We start from the raw sequence: 17,869 nt of genomic DNA on the forward strand, positions 1-17,869 counted from the left end.
TCAGGGGATGGAGTTGTCTGCTACGGCGTCCGCCGCGAGGGCAGCCATCCGAATCGCGGCCGTCTCGTCTCCTTGAGGGCGGCCTGCGCGCCGGGTTCGGCCTTCGCGAAGGACAGCAGCATGCCGACCGCGATCAGCGTCGGCAGTAGTGCGGAACCACCGTACGACAAGAGCGGGAGCGGAATACCCACGATGGGTAGCAATCCGATCACGGCGCCGAGGTTGACCAGCGTCTGGGCCATGATCCAGACCGTGATCCCGGCGGCCGCGTAGCGGACGAACGGCTCGGTGTTCCGGGTCGCGATCCGGACCCCGGCGTAGGCGAGGGTGAGGAACAGCGCGAGCACGGTGAGTGACCCGAACAGGCCGAGCTCCTCGCCGATCACCGAGAAGATGAAGTCGGTGTGCGCCTCGGGCAGGTTCCCCCACTTCTGCCGGCTGTTGCCGATCCCGACGCCCCACCAGCCGCCGGTCGACAGCGCGTAGAACGAGTGGTAGGCCTGCCAGCCGACCTCGGTCGGGTCGGCCATCGGGTTGGTGAAGTTGAGCAGCCGGTCCATCCGGTGCTTGGCGGTGCTGACGAAGTACGCCGCGAACAGGCCGACGGCCACCAGCGTCGCGCCGAACAGCCGGGCCGGCGCGCCGACCACCCACATCAGCCCGATCATGATCGCCATCAGGACGAGCGCCGTCCCGAGGTCGTGCTGGCCGACCACCAGCGAGATCACCAGGCCGCAGACCGGGATCATCGGCACCAGCAGGTGCTTCCACTGGGTCAGCAGCTTCTGCTTGCGGGCGTAGAGATCGGCGCACCACATCACCAGCGCGAGCTTGGCGAACTCACTCGGCTGGATCTGCAGCGGGCCGCCCAGGTTCAGCCAGTTGTTGTTGCCCTTGACGCCCTTGCCGAGCCCCGGCACATACGTCAGCACCAGCAGGAAGACCGAGCCGAGCAACGCGATGTAGGCCAGCATCCGGAAGTGCCGCGGCGTCATCCGGGAGGCGACGTACGCCATCGGGAGACCGACCGCGACCCAGATCAGCTGCCGGACGAAGATCGTGTAGCTGTTCCCGTTCGCACGCAGCGACAGCACGCTGGACGCCGACAGCACCATCAGCAGCCCGAGCACCAGCAGCAGGCCGGTCGCGCCGAGCAGGATGTGGTACGACGTCAGCGGCCGGTCCAGCACCTCGCGGATCGCCGCCAGCCACGGCCGCTCCGGCGCCCGCGTCTCGCGCTCGTCCGGTGGGTCAGCGATCGACGTCATGCGATCAGCCCCGGATCAGTCCCGGAGGCCGCGAACGGCTTCGGCGAAGGCGTCCCCACGGGCTCCGTAGTTGGCGAACATGTCCCAGGATGCGCAGCCCGGCGCCAGCAGCACGGTGTCACCCACCTGTGCGACCTTCGCCGACTCCCCCACCACGATCTCCATGGCTCCAGTGTCGGTTGACTCGACGACGATCCTCGGGACATCCGGTGCGTGTCGTTCAAGAGCTTCGGCGATGACGGCCTTATCTTGCCCCAGCAGGACGACGGCCCGCAGCCGGTCCTTGGCGGCGATCACCAGCTCGTCGAACTTCGCCCCCTTGGCCTGGCCGCCGGCGATCCAGACGACCGGGTCGTAGGCGAGCAGCGACGCCTGGGCCGCGTGCGGGTTGGTCGCCTTGGAGTCGTCGACATAGTTGACCCCGGCAACCTCGGCGACCTGCGCGATCCGGTGCTTGTCCGGCCGGAAGCCGCGCAGCCCGTCGCGGACGGCGGACGCCGGGACGCCGAACGCCCGGGCCAGCGCGGCCGCGGCCAGCGCGTTCGCGACGTTGTGCGGCGCCGGCGGCTCGACGTCCTCGAGTTTGGCCAGCTCCAGCGCGGAGGTCTGGCGCTGCTCGACGAACGCGCGGTCGACGAGCAGGTCCTCGACCAGGCCGACCATCGACAGACCCGGCGTCCCGAGGGTGAAGCCGATCGCACGGCAGCCCTCGATCACATCGGCTTCTTCGACCAGCCGCTCGGTGACCTGGTCGGCGACGTTGTACACGCAGGCGACCTGGCAGTTGGTGAAGATCCGGCCCTTGTCGGTCGCGTAGGCGTCCATCGAGCCGTGCCAGTCGATGTGGTCCGGCGCGAGATTCAGGACGGCGGCCGCGTGCGCGGACATCGAGTGCGTGTAGTGCAGCTGGTAGCTGGACAGCTCGACCGCGATCACGTCGTACGGCTCGGGGTCCATGACGGCTTCCAGCAGCGGGAGGCCGACGTTGCCCGCGGCAACTGCCCGGTGGCCGGCCGCGGTCAGCATCGCGGTCAGCATCTGCACGGTCGTCGTCTTGCCGTTGGTGCCGGTGACGCACAGCCAAGGCGCGGCGTTGGCGGGATCGCGCAGCCGCCAGGCCAGCTCGATCTCACTCCAGATCGGGACCTCGCGCTCGGCCGCCTGAGCCAGCAGCGGCGCGTGCGGCGGGACGCCGGGTGAGGTCACGACCACGTCGACGTCCACCGGGAGCGTCGCCGTACTGCCCGGGCCGAGCGTGATGGTCGCGCCGAGCACCTCGAGGATCTGCGCCTTGTCGCGCAGCGCCTCGTTGTCCCGGTCGTCGAGGACGACGACCTGCTCGGCCCCGGCCTGCAGCAGCGAGTCGGCACACGCGTAACCCGCCGTCCCGAAGCCGAGGACGACGAACCGCGTGGTCGCCCAGCCGTCGTCCGTCCGCGTTGTCAGGCTCATCCGGCCACCCATTCCGCGTAGAAGATGCCGAGACCGGTGACCACGCACAGACCCTGGATGATCCAGAACCGGATCACCACGTTGACCTGCTCCCAGCCGAGCATCTCGAAGTGGTGGTGCAACGGCGCCATCCGGAACAGCCGTTTGCCGCGGGTCACCTTGAAGTAGCCGACCTGCAGGATGACCGACGCGGTGATGATGACGAACAGACCGCCGAGCAGCAGCACGAGCAGCTCGGTCCGCGTCATCACGGCGAAACCGGCCAGTGCGCCGCCGAGCGACAGCGAACCGGTGTCGCCCATGAAGATCTTGGCCGGGGACGCGTTCCACCACAGGAAGCCGAACAGCGCGCCGGTCAGCGCGGCGGCGACCACCGCCAGGTCATGTGGATCGCGGACTTCGTAACAGCGAGCCTCGGGCGTGGTCGCGCAGCTCTGGTTGAACTGCCAGATGCAGATCAGCGTGTAGGCGCCGAAGACCATCATCGACGCGCCGGTGGCCAGACCGTCCAGGCCGTCGGCGAGGTTGACGCCGTTCGACATGCCGGCGATCAGCAACAGGATCCAGATCACGACCAGGACCGGCAGCAGCTCGAGCCAGCTGATGTCGCGGATGAACGAGATGAACGGCGACGCCGGCCGCTGGCCGCGCTGGTCGGGGAACTGCAGCGCGAGCACCGCGAAGATCACCGCGACCAGCGTCTGCCCGGCCAGTTTCGCCTTGCTGCGCAGGCCGAGGCTGCGCTGCCGGAAGATCTTGATGAAGTCGTCCAGGAAGCCGACCGCGCCCATCCCGGCGAACAGGAACAGCACCAGGATCGCCGAGGCGCTCGGCTCGGTCATCGTGAACAGCTTGGCCGCGAAGTACCCGATGATCGTGGCGATGATGAACACGGTGCCGCCCATGGTCGGCGTCCCGCGCTTGGTGTGGTGCGTGGTCGGGCCGTCGGTGCGGATCTCCTGGCCGTAGCCGCGCTTGGCCAGTACCGCGATCGCCCACCGGGTGCCGATCAGCGTCAGCACCATCGAGACGGCGCCCGCGAACAGGATCGAGATCACTGTGCGACCTCCTCGATCAGCGCCTCGGCCAGGCTGCGCAGTTTCGAGCCCTTGCTGGACTTGACCAGGACGACGTCGCCCTTGCGCAGCTCACCGCGGAGGAAGTCGAGCCCTTCGGGGATCGTGTCGACGTACGCCGACTCGTCACCCCAGGAGCCCTCCAGCGACGCGCCGAGGTGGATCGGTTTGGCGCCCGGGCCGATCACCAGCAGCCGGTTCACGTCCAGCCGGACGACGAGGCGGCCGATGCCGTCGTGCTGTTCGGCCGAGGTCTCGCCGAGCTCGAGCATCTCGCCGAGTACGGCCCAGGTCCGCGCGCCGCGGGAGCGGCCGATCGCGACCAGGGCCTTGAGCGCGGCGCGGGTGGAGTCCGGGTTGGCGTTGAAGGCGTCGTTGATGATCGTGACGCCGTCCGCGCGCTCGACGACCTCCATCCGGGCGGCCGAGACCGGCGCCGCGGCCGTGAGGCCCTGGGCAATCTGCTCCGGGGTGAGGCCGACGGCGTACCCGATGGCGGCCGCGCCGAGCGCGTTCGAGACGTAGTGCTCGCCGACGTACTTCAGCTGCACGTCGCCGGCGAAGTCGCCGATCCGCAGGGTGAAGCTCGGGCGGCCCTCGCCGTCCAGCGTCAGGTCGGTGGCGCGGACGTCGGCGCGCTCGGCCTCGCCGAAGGTGAGAACGCGCTGCTCGGTCCGGCTCGCCATCGCGGCGACCCGCGGGTCGTCGGCGTTCAGGACGGCGGTGCCGCCCGGGCCGACGGCCTCGATCAGCTCGCCCTTGGCCTGGGCGATGTTGTCCTGGGAGCCGAACTCGCCGATGTGCGACGTCCCGACGTTGAGCACCAGGCCGACCTTCGGCGGCGTGATACCGGACAGGTAGACGATGTCGCCGGCGTGCCGGGCGCCCATCTCCGCGACCAGGAACCGGGTCGACCCGGTCGCCTGCAGCGCGGTCAGCGGGTGGCCGATCTCGTTGTTGAACGAGCCCTCCGGTGACACGGTCTCGCCGTAGGGGCGGATCAGCTGGGCGATCAGGTCCTTCGTGCTGGTCTTGCCGGACGAGCCGGTGAGCGCGATCACCGTGAGGTCGGGCAGTTGGCTGATGACGAGCCGGGCCAGGTCGCCGAGGGCCCGCTGCGCGTCCGGGACGACGATGCAGGGACAACCGTCGATCGGCCGGGTCGTGAGCGAGACCGTGACACCTGCTTCGGTCGCCGTGCCGACGTAGTCGTGGCCGTCGACGCGCTCGCCGGGGAGGGCGACGAACAGGCCGCCCGGACCGGCCGCGCGGGAGTCGATCACCACCGCGCCGTCGACGACGGCCGCGGGGTCGACCCCGGCCAACTCGCCGTGGACCGCCTCCGCGATCGCACCGCACCTGACTGGAATCACCGCTCCGCCTCCAACAGTTCCCGCACAGTCTCCCGGTCGTCGAACGGGTGGATCACACCGCCGACGTCCTGGCCGGTCTCGTGGCCCTTGCCCAGCACGACGATGGTGTCATCCGGCCCGGCGAGGCCGATCGCCGAGGCGATCGCCTGCCTCCGGTCGCCGATCTCGTGCAGATCGACGGCCGGTACCGCCGCCCGGGCGCCCTCGATCGCAGCGGCCCGGATCGTCGCCGGGTCCTCGCTGCGCGGGTTGTCGTCGGTGACGATCACGACGTCCGCCGTCCGGGCCGCCGCGGCGCCCATGGCCGGGCGCTTGCCCGGGTCGCGGTCGCCGCCGCAGCCGACCACCGCGAACAGCCGGCCCTTGGTGGCCGTCCGGGCCGCTTTGAGGGCCAGTGCGACGGCGTCCGGCGTGTGCGCGTAGTCGACGATCGCAGTGAGGCCGTCGGACCGGGTGAACGCCTCCATCCGGCCGGGCACAGTGGCGTCCCGCAAGCCCGCTGCGATCGCTTCCGCGGGCACTCCGGCCTGGCGGAGCATCACTGTGGCCAGCAGCGCGTTGGAGACGTTGAAGTCCCCGGGCAGCGCGATCTCCACGGTCAGGGCCTCGTCCGGGCCCTGGATGTCCAGAACGGTGGTGCCGTGCTCGGACGTGTGCCGGTGCGCGACTGTCCAGTCGGCGGGGCCGGTCACGGAGACCGTCACCAGCGGTACGACGACCTGCGCGGCCAACCGGCGTCCGTAGTCGTCGTCGATGGTCACGACCGCAAGGTCGCAGCGCTCGGGGGTGAAGAGTGACGCCTTGGCGGCGAAGTACTCCTCGAACGTCTTGTGGAAGTCCAGGTGGTCCTGGGTGAGGTTGAGGAAGCCGGCGACCGCGAACCGCGCGCCGTCGACCCGGCCCATCGCCAGCGCGTGGCTGGACACCTCCATCGAGCACCACTGGACGTCGTGCTCGCGCATCACCGCGAACAGCGCCTGCAGGTCGGTGGCCTCCGGAGTGGTCCGGACGCTCTTGACGACCTCGTCGCCGACGCGGGTCTGGATCGTGCCGATCAGTGCGGCCGGGCCGAGCCGGCGGAGTACGGCGTCCAGCAGGAAGCTGGTGGTGGTCTTGCCGTTCGTCCCGGTCAGGCCGAGGAGCCGCAGCTCGGTGGTCGGATCGCCGTACACCCGGGACGCGACCGCGCCCAGCACGTCGCGCGGCTTCTCGACCACCAGAACCGGCAGCCCGGTCGCCCGCGCGCGCTCAGCGCCGGCCGGGTCGGTCAGGACGGCGGCCGCACCGGCCTCCTGCGCTTTCGCGACGAACGCCGCGCCGTGGGTGATCTGGCCGGGCAGAGCGGCGTACAGGTCACCAGGAAGAACAGAACGGGAGTCCAGCGTGACTCCGGTGACCTCAGTGGGTCGCTCAGGGGCCGCTGCGCCGACCAGGAAGGCCAGGTCGGAGAGGGCTACCGGCACCACGTGCCGGGGTCTGATCGCTGCTACGGCACCGCCTGCGGCGGTAGGGGTGGACACGGGCCCAGAGGCTACCGCTCCAGGCCCTGCGACACCTACCTGACCCTGCGTCACCAGCTAATGGGGACGTTGTTCTGCTTGGCCCCGGTCGGCGGGACTGCGTACTTCTGGAGCGCGTAGCTCATCACGTCGCGGAACACCGGTCCTCCTTGGAAGCCGCCACCCCGAGCACCTGTCGGGTCGTGCAGTACGACGTACACAACGAAGCGCGGGTTGTCGGCCGGAGCAAATCCGGCGAAAGAAGTGGCCCACTTGCCGTACTTCTTGGTCTTGGGGTCGACCTGCTGGGCCGTGCCGGTCTTGCCGGCGACCAGGTAGCCGTCGATCGCCGCCTGCGGCGCGGTGCCCTTCTCGGCGGTCACCGCCTCCATCATCGTGGCGACCTCCTTCGCGGCCTTCTCACTGACCACGCGGCGCGGCGGCGCGGTCTCGTGCGGGGTCTCGGTGCCGTTGGCGTCGACGTAGTTGCGGATCAGCTTCGGCGGCACGTAGACGCCGCCGTTCGCGACCGCGTTCACCGCGGACGACTCCTGGACGGCGTTCACCGACAGGCCCTGGCCGAAGGCGACGTTCGAGCGGGTGATCTCCGGCCACTCGTCGCCGGCGGTCATCAGTCCCTTGCTCTCGCCGGGGAAGTTCAGCCCGGTCGGCTCGCCGAAGCCGAAGTCGTGCAGGTACTTCACGAACTGCGGGATCCGCATCTGCTGGGCGGCCATGATCGTGCCGACGTTCGAGGACTTCGCGATCACACCGGCGATGGTCAGGTTGATCTCGCCGTGCGCCCAGTGGTCCTTGATCGTGCGGCGCTGGACCTCGATCGTGCCCGGGACCCGGAGCTTGGTGTTCAGGTCGATCAGCCCGGCGTCCGCGAGCGCGGCCATCGTGACGACCTTCTGCACGCTGCCGGGTTCGAAGGTGCGCTCGAGCGCCGGGTTCTTCAGGTCGTTCGGGGTGAACTCCTTCTTGTTCGGGTCGAACGTCGGGTAGTTCGCCATCGCGAGGATCTCGTTGGACTTCACCTCGGACACGATCACCGTGCCGCCGGAGGCGCCGTACTTCTTGACCGCCTCCTCGATCCGCTTCTCGGCGAACCACTGCAGATCGGAGTCCAGGGTCAGCTGGACGCCGAGGCCCGGCTTGGGCTCCTCGACGGTGTGGTTCGCGTTCGGGATCTTGTTGCCCTTCGAGTCCACCTCGTAGATCGCTTGGCCGTTCTTGCCGGACAGCTTGTCGTTCAGGCCGTACTCGAGACCGGACAGGCCCTGGCCGTCCTTGCCGGTGACGCCAACGACGGTCGCGGCGATCGAGCCGTTCGGGTGGCTGCGGATCGGGTCCGCCTCGGTGTACAGGCCGAGCAGCAGCGGCGCCTTCTCCAGCTTCGGCTTGCCCGCGTTCTGCTTGCCGAGCTCCTTGTTGGCGGCCTTGATCTCGGCCTGGATCTCGTTCCAGGTCTGCGGCGGCACCTTCTCGGCGAGCTTGGCGTACCGGCCCTTCTTGGTCATCTCGGCGATCAGCCCGGCCGTCGTCGTCCCGGTCAGCTTCGGCGCGAGAATCGCGGCGAGCTTCGCCGCGACCGGCTTCGTCTGGACCGGATCGGCCGCGATCCGCACGGTGTCCTCGGTGACCGAGAACTCGACGCCGTTGCGATCCGTGATCGAGCCGCGGGTCGCGTGCAGCACATACGTCTTGTTGTTCTCCTTGGACGCCGCCAGCGCGTAGCTGTCCGGGTCCACGCCCTGCAACAGCACCAGCCGCCCGGCGAACAGCGACAGCACGAACGCCATCACGCCGAACGTCACCCGCAGCCGAACCGTCGACCGCCCCAGCTTCAGCGTCTTCGGCGGCTTCTTCACGCGCGGCTTCTGCGGCGGCCGCTTCCGCGGCGGCGCCTTCTTCGCGGCAGTCTTCCTCGCCACCGGGCGTCCGGTTGCGCTCTTCTTGCCAACTGTCTTCTTGGCAGCTGTCTTCTTCGCGGCGGTCTTCCGGGGTGCGCCTTCTCCCGTACGGCGTCCCTCGGTTCGCTGGGGCCGGCCGGCCGCGGCCTTCTTGACCGGCTTGCGGGCCTGCGGCGGACGTGGCCGCCGCTCGCGCGCTTCCGCCTGCTCGCGGGCCTCCTGCGCCTCGCGCGCCTGGCGGAGGAGGCGGTCCCGGGTGGATTCGGGACGCTGCGGGGTGGCTCGGGTGCGGTCGGTAGCGGACGACGGGCGAGACGAGCTGGACCGCGGCGGGGTGCCGCGGCCCGGATCGCCGCCACGCCTGCGCGGCGGCTCGTCGCCCCGTCGATCCGTCATCCGATCATCCCCCGGTGGTCGAGTTGGCGGGTGGCTTGGTGTTCGTGGCCGGCTTGTTGGTGGCCGGCGTACCGCCCTGGGAGTTCGCGGGCGGCTTGTTGGCCGCCGGCGGCTTCACCGGCGGCTTGACGGGCGGCTTGACCGGAGGCTTGACGGGCGGCTTGGCGCCGTCCGGCGTACCGGGGCCGAACATCGCCTTACCGGTACCCGCCTTGGCTTCCTTGGGGACGCCGAGCACCTGCCCGTCGCCGAGCCGCAGGAAGACCGGGTTCGGGTTCGGGACCATGCCCATCCGCAACGACCGGTCGGCCAGGTGCTGCGGCGACTCCAGCGCGCGGACCTGCTTCTCCAGGCCCTCCTGCTGGTCGCGCAGCAATGCCGCCTGGGTGTTCAGCTTGGTGATCTCGAACGTCCCGCGCTGCAGCTCGGTGTTGAGCAGCAGCAAGCCGATCAGGCCGGCCGCGAGCAGCGACACGACGAAGATGACGAACGGCATCCGCGGCGGCCGGAAGGGCGCACCGTACACGACCCGCAGCCGCGGCTCAGCGCGCTTCGGAGCCGGCGTCGCCGGTGTGACCCGCGCCTTCTGCGGGCTGAATACAGTGCTCATCAGACCACCAACCCCTTCTCCCGGACCCGCTCGGCCGCCCGCACGCGAGCAGAGGCCGCCCGCGGGTTCTCCGCGACCTCCTCCTCGGTCGGCCGCTCGGCTCCCCGGGTGACCACGCGCAGGTACGGCTCGTGGCCCGCCGGGACGACCGGCAGGTCGTCCGGCACATCGGACTTCGTCTGGGCGGCGAACGTCTGCTTCGTGATCCGGTCCTCCAGGGACTGGTAGCTCATCACGACGATCCGCCCGTGCAGCGCCAGCGCCGCGAGCGCCGCCGGCAGCGCGCGGCGCAGGACCTCGAGCTCACCGTTCACCTCGATCCGGAGCGCCTGGAAGGTCCGCTTGGCCGGGTGTCCCCCGGTCCGCCGGGCCGCCTGCGGGATCGCGTTGCGGACCAGCTCGGACAGTCGCGCGCTGTGGGTGAACGGCTCCGTCTCGCGCTCGCGCACGATCCGGTCCGCGATCCGGCGGGCGAACTTCTCCTCGCCGTACTGGAACAGCACCCGCGCCAGCTCGGCCGCGCTGTAGGTGTTGACGATGTCGGCCGCGGTCGTCGGGCCGGTCGAGTCCATCCGCATGTCCAGCGGCGCGTCCTGCGCGTAGGCGAAACCGCGCTCGGCCTCGTCCAGCTGCATCGAGGACACCCCGAGGTCGAACAGGATCCCGTCGATCGCGGGGACGCCGAGCTCGTCGAGCACCCGCGGGAGCTCGTCGTACACCGAGTGCACCAGCGAGATCCGATCGGCGTCCGGCGCCAGCCGGTCACCCGCCAGCCGCAGCGCGGCCGGGTCGCGATCGAGGCCGATCAGCCGCAGCTCGGGGAACTCACGCAGGAAGGCCTCGGAGTGTCCGCCGAGGCCGAGGGTCGCGTCCACGAAAACAGCGCCGGGGCGGGCGAGCGCGGGAGCCAGCAGCGCGACCACGCGCTCCAGCATCACCGGCACATGCCGCTCCGACGCGTCCATTTCCCGACCCTTCTCGTCGCTGCGGGAGCGACCCTGCCCCCGCAGGTCCTGTGTGTACTGCTGGTGTGGATCAGCGGCCGGATACGACTCCGTCCGGTCAGATCGCGGGTACGACGTCCGGGGAAGTACTTCGTCGCCTTGGCGCCGGGGAAGTGGCGTCAACACCTGAAGTCGGAGGTCGGACCCGTGATCTCACCGGACGGCCGGTGTGCTCGCGTGCCGCTAGCCCACATGTTGTTTGTCAGAAGATGCCGGGCAGAACCTCCTCGGAGAGATCGGCGAACGCCTGCTCCTGCTCCTGGGAGTACCTGTTCCAGTTCTCCGTGTTCCAGATCTCCACCCGGTTCATCGCCCCGATGACGACGCAGTCGCGATCCAGTCCCGCGTAATCGCGCAGCATCGGCGGGATGGTGACCCGGCCCTGCTTGTCCGGCACCTCGTTGGAGGCTCCGGCGAACAGCATCCGCAGATAGTCCCGCGCACCCTTGTTGGTGATCGGCGCCTGTTTCAGCTGTTCGGTCAGTTGCACGAACTCGCGCTCCGGCCACACGGACAGCGATCGCTCCTGCCCACGCGTGATCACCAGGCCTTCGGCCAGTTCGTCCCGGAACTTCGCCGGCAGGAACAGCCGTCCTTTGTCGTCGAGCTTGGGGAAGTGAGTTCCGAGGAACACGCTCCACCTCCCCGTTGCGGTCTCTCCGTCTCAGGCGAGCTGTTTCCACCACTTCGGTTCCACTGCGCTCCACCTTACTCCACTTTGCCCCACCGTCAACCAACTTCCGCCCCACACACCCCACTCCGAGCGCAAATCGGGCCCGCGTGTCCCGCGTGTCGTTGCGCCTGAAGCGACCGCTCCGGGGGCCCGGTGGAGCGAAGTGGAGGACGGGAGTGGAGCGAAGTGGTGGAACGGGTAAGACAAAGGTGCGAACCGAACCGGCACTTCCGTCGTCGAACGGCGCATCCGGATTTCGGTCGCCCGTACGCTGGAAGGGCACCGAAACCCCAGGTAACGAAACATCGGCTGCTCTAGGTCCGACCCTCACTCCGGGTGAGAATGTGTCGGCCGTCAATCAAATGGGGAGGACCCAGGGTGAGCACCACCGCGACCAGCCCGCTGGCAGCAGGCGGAGACTTCGACGAGCTGTCCGAAGTCGCCGGCCGCGTCCGCCGTGCGATCGAGCAGGTGATCGAAGGCAAACCCGACGTGGTCGAGGTCGCCGTCACCGTCCTGCTGGCCGAAGGCCATCTCCTGATCGAGGACGTTCCCGGCGTCGGCAAGACGATGCTGGCCAAGGCGCTCGCGCGCTCGATCGACTGCAGCGTGCGCCGGATCCAGTTCACGCCCGACCTGCTGCCGTCCGACATCACCGGCGTCTCGGTCTTCAACCAGGAGATCCGCGACTTCGAGTTCAAACCCGGCGCGGTGTTCGCGAACATCGTGGTCGGCGACGAGATCAACCGCGCCTCGCCGAAGACCCAGGCCGCGCTGCTGGAGTCGATGGAGGAGCGCCAGGTTACGGTCGACACCACGACCTACCTGCTCGAGGCGCCGTTCATGGTGATCGCGACGCAGAACCCGATCGAGATGGAGGGCACCTACCCGCTGCCGGAGGCGCAGCGGGACCGGTTCATGGCCCGGGTCTCGATGGGCTACCCCGAGCCGGCCGCCGAGTTGCGGATGCTCGACGGGCACGCCGCCGACGACCCGCTGCAGAACCTGCAGCCCGTCACCGACGGCCAGCAGATCCTCCGGCTGGTGAAGACCGTCCAGTCCGTCCACGTCTCGGAGTCGGTGAAGGAGTACGCCGTCGGCCTGGTCGGCGCGACCCGTCGTTCGCAGGAGCTGCGGCTCGGGGCCTCCCCGCGCGCGACCCTGCACCTGATCCGGGCGGCCCGCGCGGCCGCGGCGCTCGACTCCCGCGAGTTCGTCCTGCCGGACGACATCCAGGAGCTCGCGGTGCCGGTGCTCGCGCACCGCGTGCTGCCGGCGGCCGAAGCGCATCTCGGCGGGCGCGGCTCGGCCGACATCGTCGCCGGGCTGGTCTCCTCGGTGCCGCTGCCGCGCACCCGCCGGGACTGATCCATGCGGCAGGCACTCCGCGGGCTGACCACCAGAGGACGGGCGTTCGTGGCGGCCGGGATCACCGCGTCGCTGTGCGCGCTGCTGCTCGGCCAGAAGGACCTGTTGCGCGTCGGCATCCTGCTCGTCGCGCTTCCGGTCGTGGCCGCGCTGGTCGTCGGCCGGACCAGGCTGCGGCTGCAGGTCCGGCGCAGCCTCACTCCGAGCCAGGTGCCGGTCGGCGCCTCGGCGACCGTCGAGCTCGCGCTCAGCAACCAGGGCCGGATGCCGGCCGGGCTGTTACTCCTCGAGGACCGCATTCCTTATGTCCTGGGGCACCGGCCGCGGTTCGTCGTCGACCGGGTCAGCCCGAACTGGCGGCGTACGGTCACCTACCCGGTGAAGTCCGACGTCCGCGGGCTGTTCCAGGTCGGTCCGTTGATGCTGACCGTCGCCGACCCGTTCGGGCTGGTCGAGACCAGCCGGACGTTCACGCGCAGCCAGCACCTGCTGGTCACCCCGCGCGTCCACAAGCTGCCGGAGATCCGCCTCGGCGCGGACCGGGCCGGCTCCGGTGAGAACCGGCCGCGCGCGATCGCCGCGGCCGGCGAGGAGGACGCGACCGTCCGCGAGTACCGCGACGGCGACGACCTGCGCCGGGTGCACTGGCGATCGACCGCGCGCCGCGGCGAGCTGATGGTCCGCCGGGAGGAGCAGCCGTGGCAGAGCCGCTGCTCGATCTTCCTGGACGCGCGGACGATCTCGCACCACGGCCACGGTCCGTCGTCCAGCCTGGAGTGGGCGGTCAGTGCGACCGCCTCGATCGGCGCCGACCGGATCCGCCGCGGCTACGTGACCACGATGCTCGGCGGTCCGACGACGCTGTCCGCGATCACGCATCGCTCGGCGGCCGCCGTCCATCAGCCGCTGAACACCCAGCAGCTGCTGACCGAATGCGCGACCGTCGAGGAACACAAGTACGCCGAGGTCGGCCCGCTGCTGAGCGTGGACCGGCTCGCGCAGGAGCCGAGTCTGGTGATCGCGATCCTCGGCGCCTGTGGAGCCGACGACATCACCGCGCTCAACCGCTGGCGGACCAGCCAGGCCACCGGCGTCGCCATCGTCCTGGACGCGGCCAGCTGGGCGGTCGGCGCCGAGGCGACCGACAAGACGGCCCGCCTGACCACCGCCACGGACGCCACCGAACACGAGCTCCGCCGCAACGGCTGGCGCGTCGCCCGCGTCCGCCGTGGAGACCAACTGGCAACAGTCTGGGCAGGCCTAGGCCTGAGAAGCGGAAGGATCGCATGACCGGACACGCAAGGATCTCCATCGCCGCGTGGGGTGCGACGGTGCTCGGGTCGCTGGTGCTGACGCCGGTGTTCTCGGGGCCGTTCCTGTTCCTCAGCGCGTTTCTGTGCGCGCTGCTGACGGGCGTCGGCGTCCTCCTGCAGAACCTGCGCGCCCCGCGGCTCGTCGTGCCGCTGGTCCAGCTGGTCGTGCTCGTCGAGCTGATCTCACTGTTCTTCCTGAAGGAGACGCTGAAGTTCGGCATCGTCCCGGTGGGCGGGACGGCGATCGAGTTCAACGCCCAGATGGCCAACGCGCTGACCTCGATCAACCAGTACAGCGCTCCCCTGCCGCCCGACGCGCACCTGACGCTGTTCGCGACGACGGTGATCTCGGCGACCGGTCTGCTGATCCACGTGATCGCCGTCCAGCTCCGGCAGGCGGCGTGGGCCGGGCTGTTGCTGCTGATCATGTACACCGTGCCGGCCGCGACCGTGCACGGCGGCCTGCCCGCGTTGCTGTTCATCCCGCCGGCGCTCGGCTACATCCTGCTGCTGTCGGCCGAGGGCCGCAGCCGGCTGAGCCGCTGGGGCCGGCGCATTTCCGGCGTCTCGCACCTGGACGCCGCCGAGCCGGTCGAAGCGTCCGCGCTCGGCCAGGCCGGGCGGCGGATCGGGCTGACCGTGGTCGCACTCGCCGCGCTGCTCCCCGCCCTGCTGCCGACCCTGCCGGAGAGCGTGATCGGCAACGGTCTGGCCGGCGGCGGGAGCGGCGGCACCGGCATCGGCGCATCGATCTCCTCGACCGACCCGATGCTCGACATGGGCAAGAACCTGAAGCAGGGCGCGAACACCGTCGCCCTGACCTACAAGGGCGGCCCGAACGGCGGCACCAACCTGCGGATCACCACACTCGACCAGTTCGACGGCAACACCTGGCGGATCGCGCCGCGGCCCGAGGGCCGCCGGATCGACGGCGACCTCACCCAGCCGCCCGGGTTCAACGGCCCGCTGAGCGAGGTCGGCACGGCGAAGATGACGATCGACGTCAGCCGCAGCCTGCGCTCGAACTTCGCGCCCGTCCCCTACCCGGTCAAGTCGATCTCGCTGAAACGCGACTGGCGGTTCGACGTCGGCTCACTCGACGTGGTCTCGGCCAACGGGCAGGTCGTCGGCGGCAAGAAGTACGACGTCACCTGGTACCGGATGGCGCCGACCGAGCAGCAGCTGCGCAACTCGATCGACACCGGCATCCCGGACCAGTACACCAGCAAGGTGCCGAACGTCCCCAAGGAGATCCGCGACCTGACCGCCCAGGTCACGAAAGATGCCCAGGGCAACAAGTACGCGGCGGCCGCGGCGATCCAGAAGTTCTTCCGCGGTAACGGCAACTTCACCTACAGCCTGGAGCGGCAGCGCGGCAGCGGGATGCCGGCGCTGTCCGAGTTCCTGCTGAAGAACCGGACCGGGTACTGCGAGCAGTTCGCGACCGGGATGGCGCTGATGGCCCGGATCTCCGGCATCCCGTCCCGGGTGGCCATCGGCTTCCTGCCCGGCCAGGCCGGCAAGGACGGCTACACCGTCCGGATGCACGACATGCACGCCTGGCCGGAGCTGTACTTCGAGGGCGCGGGCTGGGTGCCGTTCGAGCCGACGCCGGCCAGCCGGGCCGCGTCCGCGCCGAGCTACACGATCCCCGGCATCGTCGACCCGACGAACCCGTCGACGACGCCGTCCGCGACACCGACCACCCCCGGCCAGACCCTGGACCCGGAGCAGAACCGCCCGGACCCGGACCGCAACCTGCCTGATGACCAGGGCGTCGCCGTGGGCGACACCGGCAACTGGTTCACCAACGGCGGCGGCCGGATCATCGGGATCGTCGCGCTGGTGGTCTTCGTCCTGCTGATCCCCTGGATCCTCCGGGCGCTGTCGCGACGCCGGCGCTTCCACCGCACCCCCGGCCGGACGGCCGCCGAAGGGCTGTGGTCGGAGGTCCGGGACACCTCCCGCGACCTCGGCCTGGACTGGTCGGACGTCGCCACCCCGCGGCAGGCCGGCGAGTGGCTGACCACCAAGCTCCCCGAGGAGACGCACCCGGCGGCGCTGCGGCTGGCCCGCGGGATCGAAGCGATCCGGTACGCCGGGAACGCGGACGTCACGACGGATCTGCGCCCCGAGACCGACGCCGTCCGGACGGCGCTGTGGGCCCAGGCATCGCACCGGCGGCGCTGGCGGGCCCGGCTGCTGCCGCCGTCCTGGCGCTGGTACCTCAGCCGGGGCACGACCGAGGCGTCCGACCTGCTCGACGAGTTCGATCTCCTGCTGGCCCGGCTGCGCACCACGATCCTCCGCCGCGGCCGCCACGCCTCCAGCTGACCGGCGCCTCCGGCCCAGGCCGGGGGCAGACAGAGGAGCGAGCGGTAGGCAGACAGAAAGGGTGGGTGCTCAGGCACCCCACCCTTTCTTCGTCGTGCTATGAACTGCGGCGAGCTCAGCTCGCGGTCAGAGGTCCTCGTCGCGCCGGCGGCGCCAGCGGTCCTCCATCCGCTCCATGAAGCTGCCGGACGAGTCGTGTTTGGTCCGGTGCCGCTTCGAGGTGGGCGGTGGCGGCGGGATGTCGTCGGAGTCCCCCGCGTTGCTGATCCGCTTCATACTCAGCGCGGCGATGTACAGACAGGCGACCATCATCACGAAGCCGATGACTCCGATGATGGTGTTCGGGAGGATCGCACCGGTCATCAGCACCACGATGCCGAGCACGAATCCGGCGCCGGCAAGTACTGCCCGGCGCTTGTAGTACAAGCGCACGTTTGTGCCTCGCATGGCGGAGACGAACTTCGGGTCTTCCGCAGCAAGGGCGCGTTCGAGCTGCTCGAACTGGCGCTGCTCTTCTTCCGAGAGGGGCACCGTCGATCCCTCCATGGTGAGCGCGATCTCGATAGGCCGCCTCCAGTCTAGGCCGCGGTGGCGTCACACGAAACCCTGACCGCCTGTCCCGCGCGTCACGGTCCCGCAACTCCGCTCATCACACCCACTTCGGATGCGCTACCCGACGGCGTGTCGAGCGCACCGAAGCACCCGATTTCCGGACCGGAACCGCTCCCGGAACTACGCGCACGTGATCAACCACACTCTGCACACGGCACAGCGGCTGACGGATCAGCGAGTGGCGAGGATGTGCAGCTGTGTGGCCAGCGCCCGGAACGCCGGGTGCTGACTCGCCGTCCGCTCGAGCTCGGCGAGCGACTCGGCCGCGCCGGGCTCGGAGTCCACGAACGCCGACGGCACCAGGTCGGCGAACGTCCGGACGCCGTGCACGGTGTGCACCATGAAACCGGCGTCCGCCAGCTGGGCGCTGATACCGGCCTCGTCGAACCGCCGCGGCATCGGGTCGTTGGCGCCCCAGCGTCCGTCCGGATCCTGGAGGGCGACCCGCGCCTCGGCCAGATGACCGGCCAGCGCCCGGGCCAGCACCACAGCGTTGCGCTGGGCAACCAGCAGACTCAGCACACCGCCCTCGCGCAACACCGAGGCCATCGCCTGCAGAGCCTGAACCGGGTCGTCGACGACCTCGAGCACGCCATGACACAACACGGCGTCCGCGCTCGACTCCCCCGCGATCCCGGGCAGCTCGGCCGCGTCGCCCTGCACACCGCGGACCAGCTCGCTGACGCCCTCGTCCCGAGCGCGCCGCTCCAGCGAGGCCAGCGCATCCGGGCTCGGGTCCACCACGGTCACCCGGTGTCCTTCGACCGCCAGCGGTACCGCGAACCCACCGGTCCCACCGCCCAGATCGACGATGTCCAACCCGGCCCCCGGCTCAACGCGGCCCCGCCCCGCCAGCGCCACCCGCAGCGCCTCACCCACCAACGCCGTCCGCACGGCCCGCCGCCGCCGATCCACCATCGCCAACCCTTCTACGCCACAACCCCCGACCCGCCACACCCTACTTGCCGCCCAGTC

General features: G+C 70.2%; 14 protein-coding genes. 3 read left to right on the forward strand and 11 right to left on the reverse strand.

All coding sequences use genetic code 11. The annotated features are described in order from the left end of the window. Positions 1-20: 20 nt before the first annotated feature. The 9 genes from ftsW to mraZ form a co-directional block, all read right to left on the reverse strand. Complete coding sequence (gene ftsW, locus ACZ6ZD_RS17285) at positions 21-1,268, reverse strand: putative lipid II flippase FtsW (RefSeq protein ID WP_465673139.1); 1,248 nt, start codon at positions 1,266-1,268, stop codon at positions 21-23. 15 nt (positions 1,269-1,283) lie between these two features. Then, positions 1,284-2,720: a UDP-N-acetylmuramoyl-L-alanine--D-glutamate ligase gene (gene murD, locus ACZ6ZD_RS17290; protein WP_465673141.1), complete on the reverse strand. Its 1,437-nt coding sequence runs from the start codon at positions 2,718-2,720 to the stop codon at positions 1,284-1,286. Beyond that, on the reverse strand, positions 2,717-3,778 hold the full coding sequence (mraY, locus tag ACZ6ZD_RS17295) for a phospho-N-acetylmuramoyl-pentapeptide-transferase (protein ID WP_465673143.1): 1,062 nt from the start codon (positions 3,776-3,778) through the stop codon (positions 2,717-2,719). Before mraY ends, murD begins: the two co-directional genes overlap by 4 nt. Further along, the gene (locus ACZ6ZD_RS17300) at positions 3,775-5,169 is read right to left on the reverse strand and encodes a UDP-N-acetylmuramoyl-tripeptide--D-alanyl-D-alanine ligase (protein WP_465673145.1); all 1,395 of its coding nucleotides are present in this window, start codon (positions 5,167-5,169) and stop codon (positions 3,775-3,777) included. Before ACZ6ZD_RS17300 ends, mraY begins: the two co-directional genes overlap by 4 nt. Next, a complete protein-coding gene (locus tag ACZ6ZD_RS17305) occupies positions 5,166-6,689 on the reverse strand; it encodes a UDP-N-acetylmuramoyl-L-alanyl-D-glutamate--2,6-diaminopimelate ligase (RefSeq protein ID WP_465673147.1) in 1,524 nt (507 codons plus the stop codon). The genes ACZ6ZD_RS17300 and ACZ6ZD_RS17305 overlap by 4 nt, the downstream gene beginning before the upstream one ends. Positions 6,690-6,739: 50 nt before the next feature. Then, the gene (locus ACZ6ZD_RS17310) at positions 6,740-8,980 is read right to left on the reverse strand and encodes a peptidoglycan D,D-transpeptidase FtsI family protein (protein ID WP_465673149.1); all 2,241 of its coding nucleotides are present in this window, start codon (positions 8,978-8,980) and stop codon (positions 6,740-6,742) included. 4 nt (positions 8,981-8,984) lie between these two features. Continuing rightward, the gene (gene ftsL, locus ACZ6ZD_RS17315) at positions 8,985-9,590 is read right to left on the reverse strand and encodes a cell division protein FtsL (protein WP_465673151.1); all 606 of its coding nucleotides are present in this window, start codon (positions 9,588-9,590) and stop codon (positions 8,985-8,987) included. Next, positions 9,590-10,555 (reverse strand): 16S rRNA (cytosine(1402)-N(4))-methyltransferase RsmH, encoded by a 966-nt coding sequence (rsmH, locus tag ACZ6ZD_RS17320; RefSeq protein ID WP_465673153.1) that lies wholly within the window; start codon positions 10,553-10,555, stop codon positions 9,590-9,592. The genes ftsL and rsmH overlap by 1 nt, the downstream gene beginning before the upstream one ends. A 241-nt stretch (positions 10,556-10,796) precedes the next feature. Next, positions 10,797-11,228 (reverse strand): division/cell wall cluster transcriptional repressor MraZ, encoded by a 432-nt coding sequence (gene mraZ, locus ACZ6ZD_RS17325; protein ID WP_132410748.1) that lies wholly within the window; start codon positions 11,226-11,228, stop codon positions 10,797-10,799. A gap of 417 nt (positions 11,229-11,645) precedes the next feature. Here mraZ and ACZ6ZD_RS17330 point away from each other — a divergent pair, with 417 nt between their 5' ends. Genes ACZ6ZD_RS17330 through ACZ6ZD_RS17340 form a run of 3 tightly spaced genes read left to right on the forward strand, consistent with a single transcriptional unit; the run spans position 11,646 to position 16,282 of the window. Continuing rightward, on the forward strand, positions 11,646-12,635 hold the full coding sequence (locus ACZ6ZD_RS17330; RefSeq protein ID WP_465673155.1) for an AAA family ATPase: 990 nt from the start codon (positions 11,646-11,648) through the stop codon (positions 12,633-12,635). A 3-nt stretch (positions 12,636-12,638) separates the two neighbouring features. After that, positions 12,639-13,925, forward strand: a complete 1,287-nt coding sequence (locus tag ACZ6ZD_RS17335; RefSeq protein ID WP_465673157.1) for a DUF58 domain-containing protein — start codon at positions 12,639-12,641, stop codon at positions 13,923-13,925. Continuing rightward, complete coding sequence (locus ACZ6ZD_RS17340; RefSeq protein ID WP_465673159.1) at positions 13,922-16,282, forward strand: transglutaminase TgpA family protein; 2,361 nt, start codon at positions 13,922-13,924, stop codon at positions 16,280-16,282. The genes ACZ6ZD_RS17335 and ACZ6ZD_RS17340 overlap by 4 nt, the downstream gene beginning before the upstream one ends. 126 nt (positions 16,283-16,408) lie before the next feature. Here ACZ6ZD_RS17340 and ACZ6ZD_RS17345 read toward each other — a convergent pair whose 3' ends face one another. Together ACZ6ZD_RS17345 and ACZ6ZD_RS17350 are read right to left on the reverse strand one after the other, a co-directional pair. Then, positions 16,409-16,813, reverse strand: a complete 405-nt coding sequence (locus ACZ6ZD_RS17345) for a DUF3040 domain-containing protein (RefSeq protein ID WP_465673160.1) — start codon at positions 16,811-16,813, stop codon at positions 16,409-16,411. A 252-nt stretch (positions 16,814-17,065) separates the two neighbouring features. Continuing rightward, positions 17,066-17,812, reverse strand: a complete 747-nt coding sequence (locus ACZ6ZD_RS17350) for a methyltransferase domain-containing protein (RefSeq protein WP_465673162.1) — start codon at positions 17,810-17,812, stop codon at positions 17,066-17,068. Positions 17,813-17,869 lie beyond the last annotated feature (57 nt).

This window comes from Kribbella sp. NPDC104218, assembly GCF_055584105.1.

Bases quoted from the DNA above. Each gene is read 5' to 3' on its own strand.
- ftsW (WP_465673139.1), bottom strand. From the start codon at position 1,268: ATGACGTCGATCGCTGACCCACCGGACGAGCGCGAGACGCGGGCGCCG.
- murD (WP_465673141.1), bottom strand. From the start codon at position 2,720: ATGAGCCTGACAACGCGGACGGACGACGGCTGGGCGACCACGCGGTTC.
- ACZ6ZD_RS17310 (WP_465673149.1), bottom strand. From the start codon at position 8,980: ATGACGGATCGACGGGGCGACGAGCCGCCGCGCAGGCGTGGCGGCGAT.
- ftsL (WP_465673151.1), bottom strand. From the start codon at position 9,590: ATGAGCACTGTATTCAGCCCGCAGAAGGCGCGGGTCACACCGGCGACG.
- rsmH (WP_465673153.1), bottom strand. From the start codon at position 10,555: ATGGACGCGTCGGAGCGGCATGTGCCGGTGATGCTGGAGCGCGTGGTC.
- ACZ6ZD_RS17335 (WP_465673157.1), top strand. From the start codon at position 12,639: ATGCGGCAGGCACTCCGCGGGCTGACCACCAGAGGACGGGCGTTCGTG.
- ACZ6ZD_RS17340 (WP_465673159.1), top strand. From the start codon at position 13,922: ATGACCGGACACGCAAGGATCTCCATCGCCGCGTGGGGTGCGACGGTG.
- ACZ6ZD_RS17350 (WP_465673162.1), bottom strand. From the start codon at position 17,812: ATGGTGGATCGGCGGCGGCGGGCCGTGCGGACGGCGTTGGTGGGTGAG.